Here is a 17,575-nt window from a genome sequence, read left to right on the forward strand (position 1 = left end):
GTCACGGCCCCGCCCGACGGGCGGGGCCGCCTCCGGCCCGGTTCCTCAGGCCTCCTCGTCGTCCGGTTCGGCGTGGGAGAACAGGGCCAGTTCGGTGCCGTCGGGGTCGTAGAAGAGCAGGGTGGACCCGTCCTCTCCGTGCACGATCGGCATGTGGTCCACGTCCTTCTCGGCGAACCGCTCCTCCCAGGCCTCCAGCTCGCCCAGGTTGGCGACGGCGAGGGTGAGCCGGTCCAGGCCGCAGTGCCTGCGGTCGAACCGGTTCTTGAAGTGGTCCTTGTGCTGGATCAGGGCCAGCAGCAGTCCCGACGCGGGGTGCAGGCACTCGGTCCGCAGGGTCCCGTCGTGGTCCCGACGGTGGCGGACCTTGAAACCGAGCAGGTCACGGTAGAAGGCCACGCTCTCGTCGCGGTCGCGCACCGACAGGGTGATGCGGGCGAGGCCGGTCAACTGGGGCACGTCGTCCTCTTTCGAACGGCGGGTATGGAGGGCGGTCATGAGTCCGAGCACGATGTACGAGCCTAAGGTCGGGGAGAAGCGCGTGACCGCCTCTTAACGCGTGTTTAACGCCGGATGTTCCCGGTATCACTCCAGGTCTCTCCTGTGCTCGGTGCCGTCTCGCCGACCCGCTCCTCTTCGTACCCGGGACGCCGGTCGTACCAACGGGTCCGCATGATCAGTACCGACACCGCCAGGGAGACCAGTCCGCCCACCGTGGCCAGGGCGAACGCGCCCTGATGGCCGTGCGCGTCGGCGAGGGAACCCGCGACCGCCGAACCCAGGGCCTGACCCAGGATGAGGCTGCTCAGCACGACGGCCATCGACTGTGACAGCCGACTGGGCGGGGCCGCCCGCTCCACCAGCGCGAACAGGCTGACCAGGTGCGGTCCGACCGCCGCGCCCAACACGAACACCGTCACGGCCAGGACGAGGGCGTCGTGCGCCAGGTACAACGGCAGGGAGAACGCGAACAGCGCACCCGCCGCGATCCGGGTGCGGGTGGTGAGCGCGACGCCCACCGGCAGGGACGCCATCAACAGTCCGGCGACGGCGCTGCTGGCGCCCATCACCGCGTACATCAGTCCCGACAGGTCCCCGTATCCCGAGGCGGTGGCGAACGCCGTCACCCCGGTCGACATGCCGCCGAAGAACAACCCCTGGCAGAACATGGGCACCGCCAGCACCACGAGGGCGGGCACGGCGATCCGCTCGCCTCGGCCGCGCGCCGGCGCGGCCCCGGGCGGCGCGGTGGGATGCAGGGCGAACACGGTCCCGAAGACGCCGATGAGGACGGAGGCGCTCAGCACGCTCGCGGTGGGGGAGACCAGCACGGTGAGGATCCCCACCAGAGCCGGGCCCAGGACGAAGGCGGTCTCGTCGAGGACGCCCTCCACCGACATGGCGGCGGCCAGTGAACGCTCCCGCTCCGCGCCCCGGTCGCCCCGGTCGCGGATGAGCACCACCCAGCGGGTCCGCGCCATGGGCGCGATCTGGGGCAGGCACATGCCCGCCAGGGCGGCCAGCGCGGCCAGCGCCGGAAGGTCGTATCCGGCGAGGACGGCGGCCACGAGCAGGGCGATGAGGACGGCGTCGGCCAGCGACATGACCAGGACGGGGAGGCGTTGCCCGTGCCGGTCGGCGAAGCGGGCGATGACGGGGCCGCCGACGGCCCCACCCAGCGCGAAGGCGCCGCTCACCGCGCCTGCCGCGGCCACGCTGCCGGTCGTCCCGGTGACGAGGGTGAGCAGGCCGATGAGGGACATCGAGAGTGGCAACCGGGCCAGGAACGTGGCCGAGAGCAGTGGCCATCCGGCCAGGTCGTGCATCCGGCGCAGTGTCTCCAGTGGCGACATGCGTCCGCCCCTTTCGTGGTACCCGTCCCGCGCGCTCGTCGTCGGCGCTTTCCGGGTTCCGGCACGACGCGACGAGGGGGACCACGGAAGGGGACCGCAATTCATCCCATGATAGGCCCCTCGCGGGGGGCGGGTTCCGAGAACCGGAGGAGAGGACCGGGCGGCCGGGGCGTGGAGGCGGAACGGGGCGGGATCCGTCGAGAGGCGGAGCGCCACCCTGACTTTCGTCGGTATCGGGACCCCGGTCGGGGTCGATAGCTTTCGGTTCCATGGAACCCATCCGAACCCGGGCCGTCCGCGCGCGTCGCGCCCTGGCGCGCGCGCTGCGACCGCTGCCCGGACCGCCCACCCGGAGCGCAGCCCTGGGCGACGCGGCCCTGGGCCTGTCCATGGCGCTGCTGTGCGTCGGGGAGATGGTCCTGCGCGCCCTGACCGGGGGGCTCGCCCCGGGCGAGGCCCTCGGATGGGGCGTCGGTTCCGTCGTGATGGTCGTCGTGGTGGTCGGGCTCGCCCGCCCCTACCCCCTGGTCGCCCTGGTCGTGGTCGTGATCGCCTCGTTCCAGGTCTACGGCGCGGGACCGCTGCTCCTGTGCGTCGCCTACCTCACGGGTCGGCGCATGCCCACCGTGCGTCCCGCCCTCGTCCTGGCCGGGGTGGCCCTGGTGGTGGGGGCGGTGCCCCTGATCGGGGGCGCCGTCGACCCCGGCCTGTGGTCCATGGCGCTCGCCGGCCTGGTCCTCACGGTGGCCCTGCCCTGGCTGATCGGCGTGTACCGACGCCAGCACGTGGAACTGTCCACCGCCGGGTGGGAGCACGCCCGGCAACTGCGCCGCGAGCACCGGCTCGTCGCCGACCAGACCCGGATCCGGGAGCGCTCGCGGATCGCCCAGGACATGCACGACTCCCTCGGCCACGAACTCAGTCTCATCGCGTTGCGGGCCGGTGCCCTGGAGGTCGATCCCGAACTGGGGGAGCGGCACCGGGAGGCGGTCGCCGAACTGCGCGCCACGGCGGTCACCGCCACCACGCACCTGCGGGAGATCATCGGCGTGCTGCGCACCGACGCCGAACCCGATCCCATCGCCCCCACCGGGGAGGACGTCACCGACCTGGTCCAGCGCGCCCGCGACTCCGGGATGCGGATCACCCTGGTCCGTGACGGCGACACGGCCCACCTGCCGCCCATGGTGGGCCGGGCGGTCCATCGGGTCCTCCAGGAGTCGCTCACCAACGCCACCCGCCACGCCCCGGGCGCGGAGGTGGCCGTCTCCATCGCCACCGACGGGGAACACCTGGAGGTGCGCGCCGTCAACCCCGTCCCCGGGACGGAGGGGGCGGACCCGGGTGCCGGTATCGGCGGCCGACGCGGCCTCATCGGGTTGCGCGAGCGGGTCCGTCTGGTCGGCGGGGTCTTCGCCGCCGGGCCCACCGGCGACGGCGCCTGGGAGGTGTGCGCCGTCCTGCCGGTGCGCGGCGGCGCGGCGCTCCCGGACGAGGAGGAGGGCGGGGAGGAGACCGCCATCGACCGGCTCCAGCGGGAGGCCCGACGCCGCTTCCGCGGCGGCTGGTCGGCGTTGATCGCGGCCCCCGCCGTGATGGTCGCGGTACTGGTGTTCTTCGTCTCCTGGACGATCATCACCGAGATGGAGGAGAGCACCCTCACCCCCGAGGAGTTCGACCGGTTGCGCCCGGGCACCCCGCAGAGCCGGGTCGAGAGGGCGCTGCCCCCGCTCTCGGTGCCGTTCGACGCCCGGGACCTGGCCGAGGACGCGGTTCCCGAGGGTGCCGTGTGCAACTACTACCGCAGCGGTTCCGGGCTCTTCGACGAGGAGACGGTCTTCTATCAGCTGTGCTTCACCGAGGGACGGTTGTCCAGCAAGAGAGAGGCCCCGATACGGTGAGCCCTCCCGGTTCCCACCATCCGCGACGACCACCGACGCCGAGGAGGCCACGGACGTGATCAGGGTGCTGATCGCCGACGACGAGGCGATGATCCGCGCCGGGGTGCGGGCCATCGTGCAGAGCGATCCGGGGATCGAGGTGGTCGCCGAGGCCTCCGACGGCCGTGAGGCGGTGGACCTGGCGGTCTCCCACCGACCGGACGTGGCCCTGGTCGACATCCGCATGCCCCGGATGGACGGGTTGGCCGCCGTGGCGGAGATGCGACGCTCGGCCCCGGCCACGGCGGTGGTCGTCCTCACCACCTTCGGCGAGGACGGCTACATCTCCCGGGCGCTGGCCGAGGGGGCCTCCGGGTTCCTGCTCAAGGCGGGCGATCCGCGCGAGCTGATCACCGGTGTGCGGGCGGTCGCCGACGGCGGGGCCTACCTGTCACCCCGGGTCGCCCGTCGGGTGATCGATCGGTTCGGGGGAGGCCGTCCGGCCCGTGAGGCCGCCGCGGTGGTCCGGATCGAACAGCTCACCCAGCGGGAACGGGACGTGCTGGCCCTGGTCGGTGCGGGGATGTCCAACGCCGACATCGCCGACCGCCTCTCCCTGGTCGAGGGCACGGTCAAGAGCTACGTCAGCGCCATCCTCAACCGTCTGGGACTGCGCAACCGGGTCCAGGCGGCGATCCTCGCCTACGAGGCGGGCCTGACCGCCGACGGGAGCTGACCCGGTGGGACCCCGGGCCGCCGACACCCCCACGGGAGTCGAACCGCGCGGCACGGGTAGGCAAGACCGGGAGGGGCCGCGCGCGCGTGCGCCGACCTCGTCCCCGGCCACCTCGACCGGGGACGGACGGGCCGCGTGCGCGCGTGCGAGGAGACACGGATGAAGGGGAACGGATGCTCGACGAGGAAGAGGGGGTCCTGCTCCGTGCCTCCTGGGAGCACCTGGCGGGGACCTCTCCCGAGGCCAGGGCCGTGGGCGACGAACTCCTCCTGCGGTGGGGCGAGCCCCATCGGCGCTATCACACCCTCGCCCACCTGTGGTCGACACTGCGCGCGGTCGAGGTCCTGACCGACGAGGCGGACTCGGCCGACACGGTCCGCTACGCCGTCTGGTTCCACGACGCGGTCTACGAGACCGAACCCGGGCGGGACGAGGACGAGAGCGCCGAGCTGGCCCGCGGCCTGCTCCTCATGATGGGCCTGCCGAAGGAGCGCATCGAGGAGGTGGCCCGGCTGGTGCTGCTGACCAAGACCCACGATCCCGACGACGGCGACGCCGACGGACAGGTGCTCTCCGACGCCGATCTGTCGATCCTGGCGGCCCCGCCGGACGAGTACCTGGCCTACGCCACCGCGGTCCGCGCGGAGTACCGCCGCTACCCCGACGAGGAGTTCCGGGTCGGTCGCATCCGGGTGCTGCGCACCATGCTGCACGCCCCGCACACGTTCCACACCGAGTTCGGGCGGATCCACTGGGAGGCCAGGGCGCGGGTCAACATGCTCGCCGAGCTGGACCGTCTGACCCGGGGGGAGCGGGTCGCCCCGCCACCGTTCTGACCCGGCCCGCTACACCCCTCGGACCGCTCCGTCGCCGCCGCGCCCGGCCGTCCCACGGTCACGGCGGCGTGGCCGCCGCAGACCCGAGGCCCTCAACCGGGCCACCAGCTCGCGTCCGCTCACGTGCTCCGCGCCCAGTTCCAGGGCCCGGGTGTGCAGGTGCTCGGGCACGTCGTAGTGATCGCGGTCGAAGGCCCGTTCGGGCACCCCGAGCGTCCGGGCGAAGTCGTGCAGTTCCGCGTAGGAGCTGTCGCTGACCAGGTGCGCGAACGACCATCCGCGCGGTCCGGGCCAGATCGGGCTGTCGATGAGCACGCTCATGGGGTCCTCGGGGCGTCGACCGGGCGCCAGGGCACCGGGCTGGACAGGATCATCGTGCTGGAGGGGCGACCGTGGGCGGCCAGGGTGTCGATGACCTCCTCGAAGTGCTCCATGGAGCGCACCGCGATGAGCAGGACGCAACAATCGTCCCCGGTCACCCGGTGGACCTGGAGGATCTCGGGGAGACGCAGCGACCCCGGTTCGCGCAGCAGGCAGTGCGCCCCGAAACACTGCATGCGCACCAGCGCGGTCACGGGCAGCCCGGCGGCGGCCGGGTCCACGTGCGCGTGGTAGCCGGTGATCACACCGCGGTCGGTGAGCCGACGCACCCGGTCGGCCACGGCGGGCGCCGACAGGTTGACGCGCCGGGACAGTTCGTTGAAGGACAGGCGGCCGTCCCGCTGGAGCTCGGAGAGAATCCGCTGGTCGACGCCGTCCAACGCCGTCGGCGGTCGTGAAGCCATACTTTGCGATCCCAAGGTCTGAAGGCCTGACATGTTATGAATACCAGGTCTTCGACCCCTGCGGTAGGTCACTGTCCATTCCCTTTCCGGGTGTTCTGTTCGATCATGTGTGCTCACGTACACGGTGTTGTGACGGGGGACCTCGCGAACGGCCTCGTGTGCGTGTACGACACGTTCCGCGCGGTACCACGAGGGGTTGTTTCCCATGCTCACCACGACGTCCGCCCAGCAGTGCCCGTACATCGCCGCCGATGTCGAGGGCACCGACGCCGAGGCGCGGGCCCGGCGGGCGGAGGGCAACGGAGGCGAGCCCACCCTGGCCTTCGACCGCAACACCCCCTACGTCGACTACGCCGGGATCGACACCCTGCTGCGCTTGCAGAACCCGCGCACGGACGAACCCGCCGAGACGACGTTCATCATCGCCACCCAGGTCATGGAACTGCTGTTCGTCCTGGTCCAAGAGCGCTGGGAGGCCGCCCGCGACGCCCTTGAGGCCGACGACGTGCCCGGCGCGCTGGCCTGGCTGCGTCGGTCCGCCGCCGCCCAGGACGTCCTCAACGACTCCTGGAGGCTGCTCGGGGACATGACCCCCACCGAGTTCAGCCGTTTCCGCGACTCCTTCGGCGAGGCGTCGGGGTTCCAGTCCTACGGGTACCGCAAGCTCGAATTCGTGCTGGGGAACAAGTCCGCCGCCATGATCCGCCCGCACAAGGGCATGAGCGGTGTCGCGGACGACCTCCGGGGACTCCTGGAGCGGCCGAGCCTGTACGACGCGGCGCTGCGCCTGCTGCACCGGCGCGGCCTGCCCGTTCCCGGCGAGGCCGTCGAGCGCGACTGGACCCTGGAGTACGAGCCCGACGGGCGCGTCGAGTCGGTCTGGGCGGCGGTCTACGCCGACGATCGTCCCGGCAACGACCTGTTCCTGCTGGCCGAGGCGCTGATGGACGTCGCCGAGCGCGTGACGCGCTGGCGCCACCTGCACCTCATGGCGGTCAAGCGCACCATGGGCGGCAAGCCCGGCAGCGGTGGTTCCAACGGCCTCACCTGGCTGGCCCGCAACGTGGAGAAGGACGTCTTCCCCGAGCTGTGGTCGCTGCGCGGCATCCTCTAGGCAACCCCGGGCGGCCGCGGGCCGCCGGACGCGACCGACATCGAATCACCGTGAGCAGGGAGCAGGACACCGATGACACCCACCACCCGTGAGGAGTGCGTCGCCCTCGACGCCGCCGACCCCCTCGCACCGCTGCGCGACGAGTTCGTCCTCCCCGAGGGCGTGATCTACCTGGACGGGAACTCCCTCGGCGCGCTGCCGCGCGGTACCCCGGGCCGGGTGGCCGACATGATCGAACGCGAATGGGGGCAGGACCTCATCCGCAGCTGGAACGACGCCGGTTGGTGGGACAAGCCCCGCACCCTGGGCGCCAAGGTCGCGCCCCTGGTCGGAGCCGACGCCGACGAGGTGATCGTCGGCGACGGGACCTCCGCGAACCTGTTCAAGTGCGTCATCGCGGCGCTGGGTCTGTCCGACCGCTCCGTCGTGCTCGGCGAGACGGGCAACTTCCCCACGGACCTGTACGTCGCCGAGGGCGCGGTCGCCCTCGCCGGCGCCGTCCAGCGCCGGGTGGATCCCGACGGTCCGGAGCTGGAGCGGGCCCTGTCCGCCGGAGACGTGGCCGTGGTGCTGCTCAGCCACGTGGACTACCGCACCGGAACGCTGCGCGACATGCCCGCCGTCACCCGGCTGGCCCACGAGCACGGTGCCCTGGTGATCTGGGATCTGTGCCACAGCGTCGGCGCGGTACCGGTCGAGCTGTCCGACAGCGGGGCCGATTTCGCGGTCGGCTGCACCTACAAGTACCTCAACGCCGGGCCCGGCGCCCCCGCGTTCCTGTACGCGGCCCGCCGGCACCACGCCACGGCGAGCCAGCCGCTCAGCGGCTGGCACGGGCACGCCCGACCGTTCGACTTCACCGGCGACTACGAGCCGGCCCCGGGGGTGTCGCGCTTCCTCAGCGGGTCGCAGCCGCTGGTCGCCGACGCCGCGCTGGAGGCGAGCCTGGACGTGTGGGCCAAGGCCGACCTGTCGCTCGTGCGCGCCAAGAGCCTCAGCATGACCGATCTGTTCCTGGCCCGCGCCGCCGAGGTGGGGATCTCCTCGGTCACCCCGAACGAGCACGCCCGCCGCGGCAGCCAGGTGGCCCTGGTGGAACCGGAGGAGGGCGCCGGATACCCGATCGTGCGCGCGCTCATCGAGCGGGGCGTCATCGGCGACTTCCGCGCCCCGGACGTCATGCGGTTCGGATTCACCCCGCTGTACCTGCGCCACGTGGACGTCTGGGACGCCACGGAGGTGCTGCACGAGGTGGTCCGGTCGGGGGAGTGGCGTGACGATCGCTTCGCCCGACGCGGTGGGGTGACCTGATCCTCGATCCCCGACCCCCGGGAGGCCGTGCCTCCCGGGGGTCCTCCGTGTCCGGGCTCCGGAATGCCCGGCACACGGGTGACCGCTGCGAAGGACCCGGATTGCCTTGCCTTGACCACGGTGATCCGTTTCGCGTCCGCTCCGGTGGACGGCGCCCGCCGTGACCTACCGGCGCGTACCCGGTCCCCGGACGCCGTTCTCCCGCTTTTCGAGGGCCGGGAAAAGGCCGTGACGCGAACCACGGAAAGGGCCCGCCCGCCGTCCTCGGTCGGTTCCGGAACCCCTGCCACGCGGGGGTTCTCGTGTTATGAGGGGCGATCGGACATTGATTCACATCGTACTCACCCGGACACACAACGTTATTTTACCTGGAATCCTTGCGTACTTTGCCCAAGCGTGAGTTAGTGTCCTTCGTGATCGCTTCGTTATGGGTATCCATGCGAAACGATGCCGAGCCCTTGACCGGCCTGTGAGCCGCGAGGGAATCGAGACCCCTTCCGGGAATCAAGGCCGCCCGCATCCATGAGCCGGCCCCACGGACCGCCGAAGTCCATCGGCGCTTTCCGATTCCCGCCCACCGATTTCGAAGGTGGGACACCCCTGTCATGACGCCCTGTTCCAGACGTGCATCGGTACGGCTGTGAGCTGCTGCGACGTGCCCTGGTCTTCTCGGCCCCGTCGTCTACCTGGCTAATACTTCATGAGCAACGACACTCCCATTCAGTACGGCAAAGTCACCGCGACCTACTTCTGGGACGATGGTTCCGGTATCAACGGTGACACGGGTGCTCCCGCAAGCGGAGAGCCCATGCAGAAGGGCCTTTTCTCCAGCCCGAGCTGGCCTTTGGGCACCGAGGGCTACGTCGTTTACGAGGGTCAGAAGGCCGAGTTCTTCATCGGTGACCGCGGCCCCGGCGTCCCCTCCCATGACTGTGACGTCCTCCTGGACATGGACGGCAAGACCTTCGCCGAATTGACCGGCGAGAGCTGGAACGACCAGAGTTACACCGTGAGCGGTGGCAACGGTCACCTCTACGACGTCGAGTACTTCATCACGGAGTGGGGCGACGGCAACGGGACCGAAGGCGCCCCGCACCCCTTCCAGCAGCCCGGGAACACGTGCGACGACGCCGTCTCGCCGATCCCCGAGGAAGTCCTCCAGAAGAAGGAGGACGAGGAGAAGGCCGAGAAGGAGAAGAAGGACCAGGAGAAGGCCGAGCAGAAGGCCGAAGAGGAGAAGAAGGAGCAGGAGAAGAAGGAGAAGGAGGAGCAGGAGGCGAAGGAGGCCGAGGAGGAGGCCGCCGCCGAGCAGGGCGACGACGACTCCGGCGTGACCGCCGAGACGGCCGCCAACGACCTCTCCGGTGTCCAGCTCACCGGTGCCGGCGACGGCGTCCTGGGCGGGACCGGCCTGCTGGCCCTGGCCATCATCCCGGCCATTCTCATCGCCCTGTTCTTCGCCTGGACCCGTCGTCCCTCCGGCGCCCACGCCGGATCCTCCGGTGAGGGCCGCGGCCTGGCCGCCGAGAGCAACGGCCGTCACAGCCTGGGCTCCCTGTTCGATCGCCTGCGCGGCCGTCGGAACTAGACGAGCCCGGCCCATCGGGTCCCCGTGAGTACGGGGAGCCCGAGAAGCCAGGTGTCACCGCGAGGGGACATGGCTCCCCGGGGCACGTGAACCCGATAGGCCGAGAAGGGCCGTGGTCGTGAGACCACGGCCCTTCGTCGCGCCCGGAGGCGGGCGGGGCGCGCCGATCGCCGTTGACCGGCGCGCCCCGCCCGTCCCGCGGAGACGGTCGTGCCGTCCCCGAACCGATGCCGCGTCCGTGGGCCGGAACCCGAATCCGCGTGATCCGGCGGCACCGTTGCCGCCCGCGGGGATCGGGGCCGGTCCCGGGCCCGACACGGTGGTCCCGTGCGCCCCGGCGTCGGGGCCGTTCAGGGTGCCGGCACCCACCGCCGGGGTGCCGACGACGCCCCTTCGCCCGCCAGACGGTCCCGGAGCAGGGTGGCGACCCGTTCGGCCCGCACCTCGAAATCGGCCAACGCCCGCTCGGTCTCCCCGGGATCGCCCAGCAGTCCCTCGCGGCGCACCAGCGCCTCCGAACGCAGCAGGGGATCGTGCTCGGGTCGGCGCCCTTCCCCGCTCGGGTGGCACAGCGGGGCGGCGGTGTCGGTGATCACCTCCACCAGTGCGGGTCCGCCCCCGGAACGGGCCTCGGCCAGGGCCCGGGAGACCACGGAGTACACCGCGGCCGCGTCGCCCCCGTCCACCCGGTGGCCCTTCAGGTCGTGGCCGACGGATCCCATCGGGCCGGCCATCGGGTCGACGGCCCATCGTGCCTGACGCACCAGGAACACCACGGGCGCGTTCCACACGGCGGCGAACCCGTAGGCGTCGCGGGCGTCTCCCGTTCCGGTGATCCCGTCGCCGACCAGGGCCAACGCCGCCATGTTCCGTCCCTGACGGCGGGCGGAGTAGGTCACCTCGACCGCCTTGGAGGCGTTGGTGGCCGGAGGCGTGCACTGCGGCGCGCACCGGTACCGGTGGGGGTCGTAACCGCCGCGCCGGTCGGTGCGGAAGGGTGTCAGGGCCTTGAGCGGATCGACCCCGTGCGAGGACACCGCCACGGCGTCCCGGTAGGTGGGGAAGAGCCAGTCCCCTTCGGACAGGGCCAGCACGCCGCCGACCTGGGCGGCCTCCTGCCCGGCCGAGGACGGGTAGGAGGACAGCAGGCCGTGGCCCGCGAGTTCGTCGGCCGCCCGGTCGAAGCGACGGGCGATGACCATCGCGCGGTGGAGGCGGATCAGGGTGGAGGCGTCGGGGAGGGCGAACGAGGGATGCTCGACACGCCGCCCGTACCGGTCCACCAGACGTACGGGCTCCACCGACGGCGGGCCCGGAGCCGGACGATTTCGCTCATCGGTGTACTCCATGTCTTGAATATGAGGCGAATCACCCCATATTGTCGATGGCCCCACGCCGATACTGGACGAACTGCTCGGTAAAGCCAGGGAGCGACCCCCAAGGTCTCATCCGACCGTGACCTGAGCCGTATGAGGTAAGACACATGGCCGTGCCGTTGGACGACACCGACCGCCGCATCATCTCCCTGCTCCGCGACGACGGGCGCATGTCCATCCGGGCGGTCGCCGAACAGGCGCACATCTCCCGGGCCAACGCCTACTCCCGCCTGGAACGGCTCAGGGACGAGGGCGTCATCCGCGGCTTCACCGCCGTCATCGACCCGGAGAAGTACGGGATCGGTCTGTCGGCCTACGTGTCGGTGCGCATCCAGCAGCACTCCTGGGAGAGGTTCCGCGAATACCTGCGCGACATCCCCGAGGTCGACCACGCCGCACTCGTCTCCGGGGACGTCGACCTGCTGCTCCTGGTCCGGGTCGCCGACGCCGCCGCCCTGCGCACCTTCGTCCTGGAACGCCTCCAGCGCATCCCCGAGGTCAAGAGCACCCAGACCATGTTCATCCTCGACGAGCCGCCCCTGTGAGGGGCCACTCGTCCGGCGATTGGACCTTCCCCCGCGCATCCCGCACCACCAGGATGAACGCATGCCCGAGTACCGCGTGATCGACGCCTTCACCGACCGGCCGCTGGCCGGCAACCCCGCCGCCGTCCTGGTCCTTCCGGACGCCTACCCCGACGCCTGGGCGCAGGGTGTCGCGGCCGAGTTCAACCTCTCCGAGACGGCCTTCGCCCGCCCCGTCGAGGACCCCGACGCCGATTACGAACTGCGCTGGTTCACCCCCACCGTCGAGATCGACCTGTGCGGGCACGCCACCCTGGCCACCGCCCACGCCCTGGTCGAGCTCGGTGTCGCGGGCCCCTACAGGTTCGCCACCCGCAGCGGCGTGCTCACCGTGACCGAACGCGACGGGCGGCTGTGGATGGATTTCCCCGCCGAACCCCCGGTCCCGGTCGAGGCGCCCGAGGGCCTGGCCGAGGCGCTCGGGGCCGAACCCCTGTGGGTCGGTCTGGGCGGTGCGAACGACCTGCTCGTGGAGGTCGCCGACGAGGCCACCGTGCGCGCGCTGACGCCCGACATCGCGGCCATCGCCCGGATGCCGTACCACCTGGTCATCCCCACCGCCCCGGCCGACGCGAGGGTCGACTTCGTCTCCCGCGTGTTCGCCCCGAACGTGGGCATCGCCGAGGACCCGGTCACCGGCAGAGCCCACACCGTGCTCGCGCCGTTCTGGGCCGAGCGCCTGGGCCGCGCCGAACTGACCGCGCACCAGGCCTCCGAGCGCGGCGGTGACCTGCTGCTGGAGCACCGCGGCGACCGGGTGCTCATCGGCGGTCACGCGGTATCGGTGGCCCGGGGGGAGCTGAACCTCTAACGTGGACGGAACGGGAGGGGTGCGCGGTGGGCGCGCACCCCTCCCGTTCCCGTCTCCGGACCCCTGGGGTCCGAGGAACCGACACGGAAGGAGGGCCCATGGAGCAGTGGGTCACCAAGGAGGACGTCTTCGCCGCCAGGGAACGCCTGGAGGCCGACCACGAGGGCTGGGAACGGCCGGTCGCCTTCGCGGTCGGGCGGCTGCGCGGCGGAGACCTCCGCTTCCCCTGGGTCAACCGCCCCGGCGCCCTGCACGCCCTGCCCGCGATCGTCCTCGCCCGCGCCCTGGGGCACGTTCGCGGCACGGCCGCCCACGACCTGCCCGTCGACCGCCTCCGCGAGGCCGTGGAGGCGCTGTCCCCCGCCGAGGCGTGCACCGGGTTCGATCATCCGAACCTGTTCGCCTGGCGGGACCTGCTGGCCGAGCTGGAGGACACGGACCGGTTCGTCGCGGTGTTCGTGGCCGACCTGACGGACCCGGCGGTGGACGACCGCGACGTCGCCTTCCGCCGTGCGATCGGAGGGTGATCCATGACACCATGGCGGTCATGTCATTCGTACTGGTGTTCGTAGACGTGCAGCACAACTTCCTCGAAGGGAAGTGGGCGGTCCCCGACGCGGAGACCCTGCGCGCCGAACTGTCCGCCCTGCTCGACCGGGCCCGCGCCGTGGGGGTCCCGGTGGTGCACGTCCTCAACGACGGCCCCGAGGGTGAGATCGACGAGCCGTTCAGCGAGGGATGGCTGCCGACCTTTCCCGCAAGGCCCGACGAGCCCGTGTTCCGCAAGACCGAACCGGACGCCTTCACCTCTCCCGGGCTGGCCGAGGCGCTCGCCGTCACGGGGGCCCGCACCCTGATCCTGGCCGGGTTCCAGAGCGAGTTCTGCATCTCCGCGACGGGCCGCCGTGCCCTCGCCGAGGGCTACGAGGTGATCCTCGCCGCGGGCGCCCACGGCACCTACCCGGGGGAGACCGGGACCGCCGCGGATCGGGCCGCCGCCGTCGAACGGGAACTGGAGTCGGACGGAATCGAGGTTTCCCCCGCGCGGGACCTCGACTTCCGGTAGAAAGAACCCGTGGCACCTCCCCACCCCTCCCGGGGAGGTGGCCGCACGGCCCTGGTGCGCCCCCTTGGCGCCGAGGGCCGTGTCCCACCCCGAAGGGCCGGTCCCGGAGTCGCCCGGGCCCGGCCCTTCACATCTCTACCGGCCCGGCCCGGCGGGGTCGGGAGAGGAGGGGCCCTCCGCGTCGTCCACAGGGCTTCGGCGGGTTCCGCCGCCAAGCCCTAACCTGACCTGGAACGCGGAACCGTGAACCGGGGGGAACGATGGCGGGACGGTACGGGGGCGGACACGGCGGCCGGGGCGGCGGCGGACGCGCCGGAGGGCGCAGGCCCGAGCCCGAGCCCGTCAAGGGGGTCCGCGACGACGCGCGCCTGTCGCAGGAGCTACGGCGCATGGACGGTGATTCCTACGGCCGCTACAAGTCCCTCAAGGGCGACTGGGACTTCGGCGATTTCACCCTGACCGTGCAGCGCGTCCAGGCCGATCCGTTCGCGCCCCCGTCGCGCATCCTGGTGACCGTCCCGGACCCGGGCGTGCCCGAGAGCGCCTGGGGCGACCCGGTGCGCCGCCGCGCCACCGCCGACTTCCTGGGCCGTCGGGCCGGACGGCTGCTGCACCGGTCGCTGCTGCGCGTCGACACCGGCGGACAGGAGGTCATCGAACGCTCCTCCTGCCGGATCACCGACGGCGGTGGCGTCGAACTGCGCATCGGCATCGACCTGCCCGGTCGGGGCCGCCGCATCGACGGCAGGGCCGCCGAGCGGGAACTGTGCGCCACCCTGCCCGGGTTGGTCGACGATCTCGACTGGGACGAGATCGACCGGGACGCGGCGGCGGCCTTCGCCGACTCCGTCGTCGACACCGTCGCCCTGCGCTCCCGCCTGGCCGACCTGGGCCTGGTCGCGTTCGTCGCCGACGGGGCGATCCTGCCCCGTCGCAGCGGGGTCGCCGACGAGCCCCTGACCGAGGGGGCGGTGCCCTTCGCGTCCCCGGCGGACCTGCGGGTGACGGTGGACCTCCCGCATCGGGGCACCGTCACCGGTATGGGCGTCCCCGAGGGGATCACGCTCATCGTCGGCGGCGGCTTCCACGGCAAGTCCACGCTGCTGCACGCCCTGGAACGCGGCGTCCACGACCACGTTCCGGGCGACGGTCGCGAACTCGTGGTCGCCCGCGCCGACGCCGTCAAGATCCGCGCCGAGGAGGGACGCCGGGTCGAACGGGTCGACGTGGGCTCCTTCGTGCGCGACCTGCCCACCGGGGCCGACACCGCCGACTTCCGCACCGACAACGCCTCCGGTTCCACCTCCCAGGCCGCCAACATCTGCGAGGCGCTGGAGGCCGGGTCGCGCACCCTGCTGGTGGACGAGGACTCCACCGCCACCAACCTCATGATCCGCGACGAGCGCATGCAGGCCCTGGTGCACGGCGATCGCGAACCCCTGACCCCGTTCGTCGACCTGATCCGGCCGTTGTACCGAAACCACGGCGTCTCCACGGTCCTGGTCATGGGCGGCAGCGGCGACTACTTCGACGTCGCCGACCACGTGATCATGATGGACGCCTACCACCCGCACGACGTCACCGAACGCGCCCGGAAACTGTCCCGGGACCGGATCGACGCGGTCTTCACCGCACCGCGCGACCGGGTGATCGACCCCTCCTCCGTCGACGGCACCGACGCGCGCGGCCGCGGCCGGATCAAACGCCGTGACATGGACGTGCTGGTGTTCGGCGACGACGACATCGACGTGCGCTCCATCGAACAGTTCGTCGACCCCGGACAGATCGTCGGGGCGGGCCTGGCCCTGCGCGCCCTGGTCCGCGACGGCCACCTCGACGGCCGGCGCACCCTGGCGGAGGCCCTCGACTCCCTGGAATCGGCCCTGGCCGAGCACGGGATCATCCACGTGGGCGCGGACTTCGGCGGCGACCACGTGCTGCCCCGCCGCCATGAGGTCGCCGCGGTCCTCAACCGCCTGCGCTCCCTGAAGGTGACCGAACAGCGACCACGGCGGGTGTGATCACCCCGGGCCGACCACGGGGTGTGCGCGTCGGGGCGGGTCCGGTGCGGAGATCGGGGGTGGAGTCGGGCCAGAGGCGGGTCCGACCACGGGGTGTGCGCGTCGGGCACCGGCCCCGGGGGGATCGATGGCGCCGGGTCCCCCCGGGGTCGGGTGTGATCGGTCCCACGTACAGCGGATCGGTATTGTGGGAAACCGGGGCGAACACCTCGGACGCGCCCGCTCCGGGCCCCGTTCGCCAGGTGTGCCCGCAGGACCGGCGCGTCTTTTCGCGCCGGTGCGGAACACGGTGGGCCCGGACGGTGTTGGACTGCCACGCGGCCCCCTGCCACCCCGAGCCTTTGGAGACGAGAACCCGGTGCGCAACCCAGCAGATCTGTACGAACTCCATCCCGGTTTCGACGATGTCGCCGGTCCGGCGATGCTGGTCTGCCTCGACGGTTTCATGGACGCCGGGAACACCGGCCGGCAGGTGGCCGAGGAGCTGTTCGAACGCTTCGAGGCGGAGGAGATCGCCACCTTCGACGCCGACCGGCTCGTGGACTACCGGGCCCGTCGCCCGACGATGACCTTCGTCGAGAACACCTGGACCGACTACCGGGCGCCCAAGCTCGCCCTCTACCGGATGCGCGACGCCGAGGGCAGCCCCTTCCTGGTGCTGTACGGCCCCGAACCGGACCGTGAGTGGGAGGCCTTCACCGCCGCCGTCGTCGGGCTGGTGGAGCGCTTCTCCGTGTCGCTGTCCCTGAGCGTCAACGGCATCCCCATGGCGGTCCCGCACACCCGGCCGGTCACCGTGACCCCGCACGCCACCCGCCCCGAACTGGTCGAGGGGCACACCCCCTGGATCGGGCGGATCGAGGTCCCCGGCAGTGCCGTCTCCCTCTTGGAGTACCGCCTGGGCGAGGCCGAACACGACTTCCTCGGTTACGCCGTCCACGTGCCCAGCTACCTGGCCCAGTCCACCTACCCGCGCGCGGCCGTCGCCGCCCTGCGGTACGTGGCCGACGCCACGGGGCTGTCCCTGCCCACCGCCGGGCTGGAGGAGGTCGCCATCGCCACCGACGTGGAGATCGCCGAACAGGTGACCGCCTCGGAGGAGATCCAGCGCGTCGTCCTCAACCTGGAGCGCCAGTACGACGACATCATGTCCGCGCGGACCGACCCGGAGGACCGCACGGTGCTCCCGCTGGCCGACGACGAGTCCGCACTGCCCACCGCCGACGAGCTCGGCGCGGAACTCGAACGTTTTCTCGCCGAGCGCGAGAGCGATGGAAACGGTTGACCTCCCCTCCTCCCCGGCGGGGGAGGGGCGGACCCGGTTCCCCGGTCCTCCTCCACCGGGCGGGCGGCGCCGACGCCCCGCCGTGGGGCACCCGCCGCCGTTCGGCGGTCCGGGCCTCGGAGCGTGCGGCCGAGGCCCGGCCGTAGCCGGGGCGCACGCTCCCGAACGTGCGCGACAGGGCCGCGGCCCGCGCGCCCGTTGGATGGAAGCGGTGTTCGCACACGCTTCACGGTCCTCCTCGCCATGATCCGTGCCGTAGCGGGACCGCTACGGCAGGATGAGGAGGACCGGGAAAGTCATCGAAAACACGAACGAGAGGAGGAGGGGTG

17 protein-coding genes are annotated in these 17,575 nt (G+C 71.8%); 12 read left to right on the forward strand and 5 right to left on the reverse strand.

Annotation, left to right across the window (positions count from 1 at the left end; translation table 11 throughout):
• Positions 1 to 45: 45 nt before the first annotated feature.
• Both PWG71_RS02050 and PWG71_RS02055 read right to left on the reverse strand, forming a co-directional pair.
• Complete coding sequence (locus PWG71_RS02050; protein ID WP_274807720.1) at positions 46 to 498, reverse strand: VOC family protein; 453 nt, start codon at positions 496 to 498, stop codon at positions 46 to 48.
• A 65-nt stretch (positions 499 to 563) separates the two neighbouring features.
• Complete coding sequence (locus tag PWG71_RS02055; RefSeq protein ID WP_274807721.1) at positions 564 to 1,853, reverse strand: MFS transporter; 1,290 nt, start codon at positions 1,851 to 1,853, stop codon at positions 564 to 566.
• Positions 1,854 to 2,122: 269 nt separating this feature from the next.
• On the opposite strand from PWG71_RS02055, the gene PWG71_RS02060 reads away from it, so the two are divergent.
• From PWG71_RS02060 to PWG71_RS02070, 3 genes are all read left to right on the forward strand, one after another.
• Positions 2,123 to 3,754, forward strand: coding sequence for a sensor histidine kinase (locus tag PWG71_RS02060; RefSeq protein ID WP_274807722.1), 1,632 nt, complete (start codon positions 2,123 to 2,125; stop codon positions 3,752 to 3,754).
• 55 nt (positions 3,755 to 3,809) lie between these two features.
• Positions 3,810 to 4,469 (forward strand): response regulator, encoded by a 660-nt coding sequence (locus PWG71_RS02065; RefSeq protein ID WP_274807723.1) that lies wholly within the window; start codon positions 3,810 to 3,812, stop codon positions 4,467 to 4,469.
• A 173-nt stretch (positions 4,470 to 4,642) separates the two neighbouring features.
• Positions 4,643 to 5,305, forward strand: coding sequence for an HD domain-containing protein (locus PWG71_RS02070; protein WP_274807724.1), 663 nt, complete (start codon positions 4,643 to 4,645; stop codon positions 5,303 to 5,305).
• A 9-nt stretch (positions 5,306 to 5,314) separates the two neighbouring features.
• Here PWG71_RS02070 and PWG71_RS02075 read toward each other — a convergent pair whose 3' ends face one another.
• Both PWG71_RS02075 and PWG71_RS02080 read right to left on the reverse strand, forming a co-directional pair.
• Positions 5,315 to 5,626, reverse strand: a complete 312-nt coding sequence (locus PWG71_RS02075) for a DUF4031 domain-containing protein (RefSeq protein WP_274807725.1) — start codon at positions 5,624 to 5,626, stop codon at positions 5,315 to 5,317.
• Positions 5,623 to 6,090 carry an Lrp/AsnC family transcriptional regulator gene (locus tag PWG71_RS02080; protein ID WP_274807726.1) on the reverse strand — a complete coding sequence of 156 codons (468 nt, stop codon included), beginning with the start codon at positions 6,088 to 6,090 and terminating at the stop codon, positions 5,623 to 5,625. The genes PWG71_RS02075 and PWG71_RS02080 overlap by 4 nt, the downstream gene beginning before the upstream one ends.
• Positions 6,091 to 6,295: 205 nt before the next feature.
• Between PWG71_RS02080 and PWG71_RS02085 the strand changes: the two genes are divergently transcribed.
• From PWG71_RS02085 to PWG71_RS02095, 3 genes are all read left to right on the forward strand, one after another.
• Complete coding sequence (locus PWG71_RS02085; protein WP_274807727.1) at positions 6,296 to 7,204, forward strand: tryptophan 2,3-dioxygenase; 909 nt, start codon at positions 6,296 to 6,298, stop codon at positions 7,202 to 7,204.
• A 72-nt stretch (positions 7,205 to 7,276) separates the two neighbouring features.
• Complete coding sequence (gene kynU, locus PWG71_RS02090; protein WP_274807728.1) at positions 7,277 to 8,515, forward strand: kynureninase; 1,239 nt, start codon at positions 7,277 to 7,279, stop codon at positions 8,513 to 8,515.
• Positions 8,516 to 9,215: 700 nt separating this feature from the next.
• On the forward strand, positions 9,216 to 10,103 hold the full coding sequence (locus PWG71_RS02095; RefSeq protein WP_274807729.1) for a hypothetical protein: 888 nt from the start codon (positions 9,216 to 9,218) through the stop codon (positions 10,101 to 10,103).
• 350 nt (positions 10,104 to 10,453) lie between these two features.
• On the opposite strand, the gene PWG71_RS02100 is transcribed toward PWG71_RS02095, so the two are convergent.
• On the reverse strand, positions 10,454 to 11,452 hold the full coding sequence (locus tag PWG71_RS02100; protein WP_274807730.1) for a thiamine pyrophosphate-dependent enzyme: 999 nt from the start codon (positions 11,450 to 11,452) through the stop codon (positions 10,454 to 10,456).
• A 134-nt stretch (positions 11,453 to 11,586) separates the two neighbouring features.
• Here PWG71_RS02100 and PWG71_RS02105 point away from each other — a divergent pair, with 134 nt between their 5' ends.
• From PWG71_RS02105 to PWG71_RS02130, 6 genes are all read left to right on the forward strand, one after another.
• Positions 11,587 to 12,024 carry an Lrp/AsnC family transcriptional regulator gene (locus PWG71_RS02105; RefSeq protein WP_274807731.1) on the forward strand — a complete coding sequence of 146 codons (438 nt, stop codon included), beginning with the start codon at positions 11,587 to 11,589 and terminating at the stop codon, positions 12,022 to 12,024.
• 61 nt (positions 12,025 to 12,085) lie between these two features.
• On the forward strand, positions 12,086 to 12,874 hold the full coding sequence (locus PWG71_RS02110) for a PhzF family phenazine biosynthesis protein (protein WP_274807732.1): 789 nt from the start codon (positions 12,086 to 12,088) through the stop codon (positions 12,872 to 12,874).
• A 98-nt stretch (positions 12,875 to 12,972) separates the two neighbouring features.
• Positions 12,973 to 13,401, forward strand: coding sequence for a hypothetical protein (locus tag PWG71_RS02115; RefSeq protein ID WP_274807733.1), 429 nt, complete (start codon positions 12,973 to 12,975; stop codon positions 13,399 to 13,401).
• A gap of 20 nt (positions 13,402 to 13,421) precedes the next feature.
• On the forward strand, positions 13,422 to 13,940 hold the full coding sequence (locus PWG71_RS02120) for an isochorismatase family protein (protein ID WP_274807734.1): 519 nt from the start codon (positions 13,422 to 13,424) through the stop codon (positions 13,938 to 13,940).
• A 260-nt stretch (positions 13,941 to 14,200) separates the two neighbouring features.
• Complete coding sequence (locus tag PWG71_RS02125; protein ID WP_274807735.1) at positions 14,201 to 15,961, forward strand: ABC-ATPase domain-containing protein; 1,761 nt, start codon at positions 14,201 to 14,203, stop codon at positions 15,959 to 15,961.
• A 358-nt stretch (positions 15,962 to 16,319) separates the two neighbouring features.
• Positions 16,320 to 17,246, forward strand: a complete 927-nt coding sequence (locus tag PWG71_RS02130) for a proteasome assembly chaperone family protein (RefSeq protein WP_274807736.1) — start codon at positions 16,320 to 16,322, stop codon at positions 17,244 to 17,246.
• Positions 17,247 to 17,575 lie beyond the last annotated feature (329 nt).

This window comes from Nocardiopsis sp. N85, assembly GCF_028882275.1.
In the GTDB taxonomy this organism is placed as follows: domain Bacteria; phylum Actinomycetota; class Actinomycetes; order Streptosporangiales; family Streptosporangiaceae; genus Nocardiopsis; species Nocardiopsis lambiniae.

Excerpts from the sequence above, each read along its gene's own strand:
- PWG71_RS02125 (WP_274807735.1), top strand. The coding sequence starts at position 14,201 with ATGGCGGGACGGTACGGGGGCGGACACGGCGGCCGGGGCGGCGGCGGA.
- PWG71_RS02070 (WP_274807724.1), top strand. The coding sequence starts at position 4,643 with ATGCTCGACGAGGAAGAGGGGGTCCTGCTCCGTGCCTCCTGGGAGCAC.
- PWG71_RS02060 (WP_274807722.1), top strand. The coding sequence starts at position 2,123 with ATGGAACCCATCCGAACCCGGGCCGTCCGCGCGCGTCGCGCCCTGGCG.
- PWG71_RS02055 (WP_274807721.1), bottom strand. The coding sequence starts at position 1,853 with ATGTCGCCACTGGAGACACTGCGCCGGATGCACGACCTGGCCGGATGG.
- PWG71_RS02050 (WP_274807720.1), bottom strand. The coding sequence starts at position 498 with ATGACCGCCCTCCATACCCGCCGTTCGAAAGAGGACGACGTGCCCCAG.
- PWG71_RS02100 (WP_274807730.1), bottom strand. The coding sequence starts at position 11,452 with ATGGAGTACACCGATGAGCGAAATCGTCCGGCTCCGGGCCCGCCGTCG.
- kynU (WP_274807728.1), top strand. The coding sequence starts at position 7,277 with ATGACACCCACCACCCGTGAGGAGTGCGTCGCCCTCGACGCCGCCGAC.
- PWG71_RS02120 (WP_274807734.1), top strand. The coding sequence starts at position 13,422 with ATGTCATTCGTACTGGTGTTCGTAGACGTGCAGCACAACTTCCTCGAA.
- PWG71_RS02080 (WP_274807726.1), bottom strand. The coding sequence starts at position 6,090 with ATGGCTTCACGACCGCCGACGGCGTTGGACGGCGTCGACCAGCGGATT.
- PWG71_RS02110 (WP_274807732.1), top strand. The coding sequence starts at position 12,086 with ATGCCCGAGTACCGCGTGATCGACGCCTTCACCGACCGGCCGCTGGCC.
- PWG71_RS02105 (WP_274807731.1), top strand. The coding sequence starts at position 11,587 with ATGGCCGTGCCGTTGGACGACACCGACCGCCGCATCATCTCCCTGCTC.
- PWG71_RS02075 (WP_274807725.1), bottom strand. The coding sequence starts at position 5,626 with ATGAGCGTGCTCATCGACAGCCCGATCTGGCCCGGACCGCGCGGATGG.
- PWG71_RS02095 (WP_274807729.1), top strand. The coding sequence starts at position 9,216 with ATGAGCAACGACACTCCCATTCAGTACGGCAAAGTCACCGCGACCTAC.
- PWG71_RS02085 (WP_274807727.1), top strand. The coding sequence starts at position 6,296 with ATGCTCACCACGACGTCCGCCCAGCAGTGCCCGTACATCGCCGCCGAT.
- PWG71_RS02115 (WP_274807733.1), top strand. The coding sequence starts at position 12,973 with ATGGAGCAGTGGGTCACCAAGGAGGACGTCTTCGCCGCCAGGGAACGC.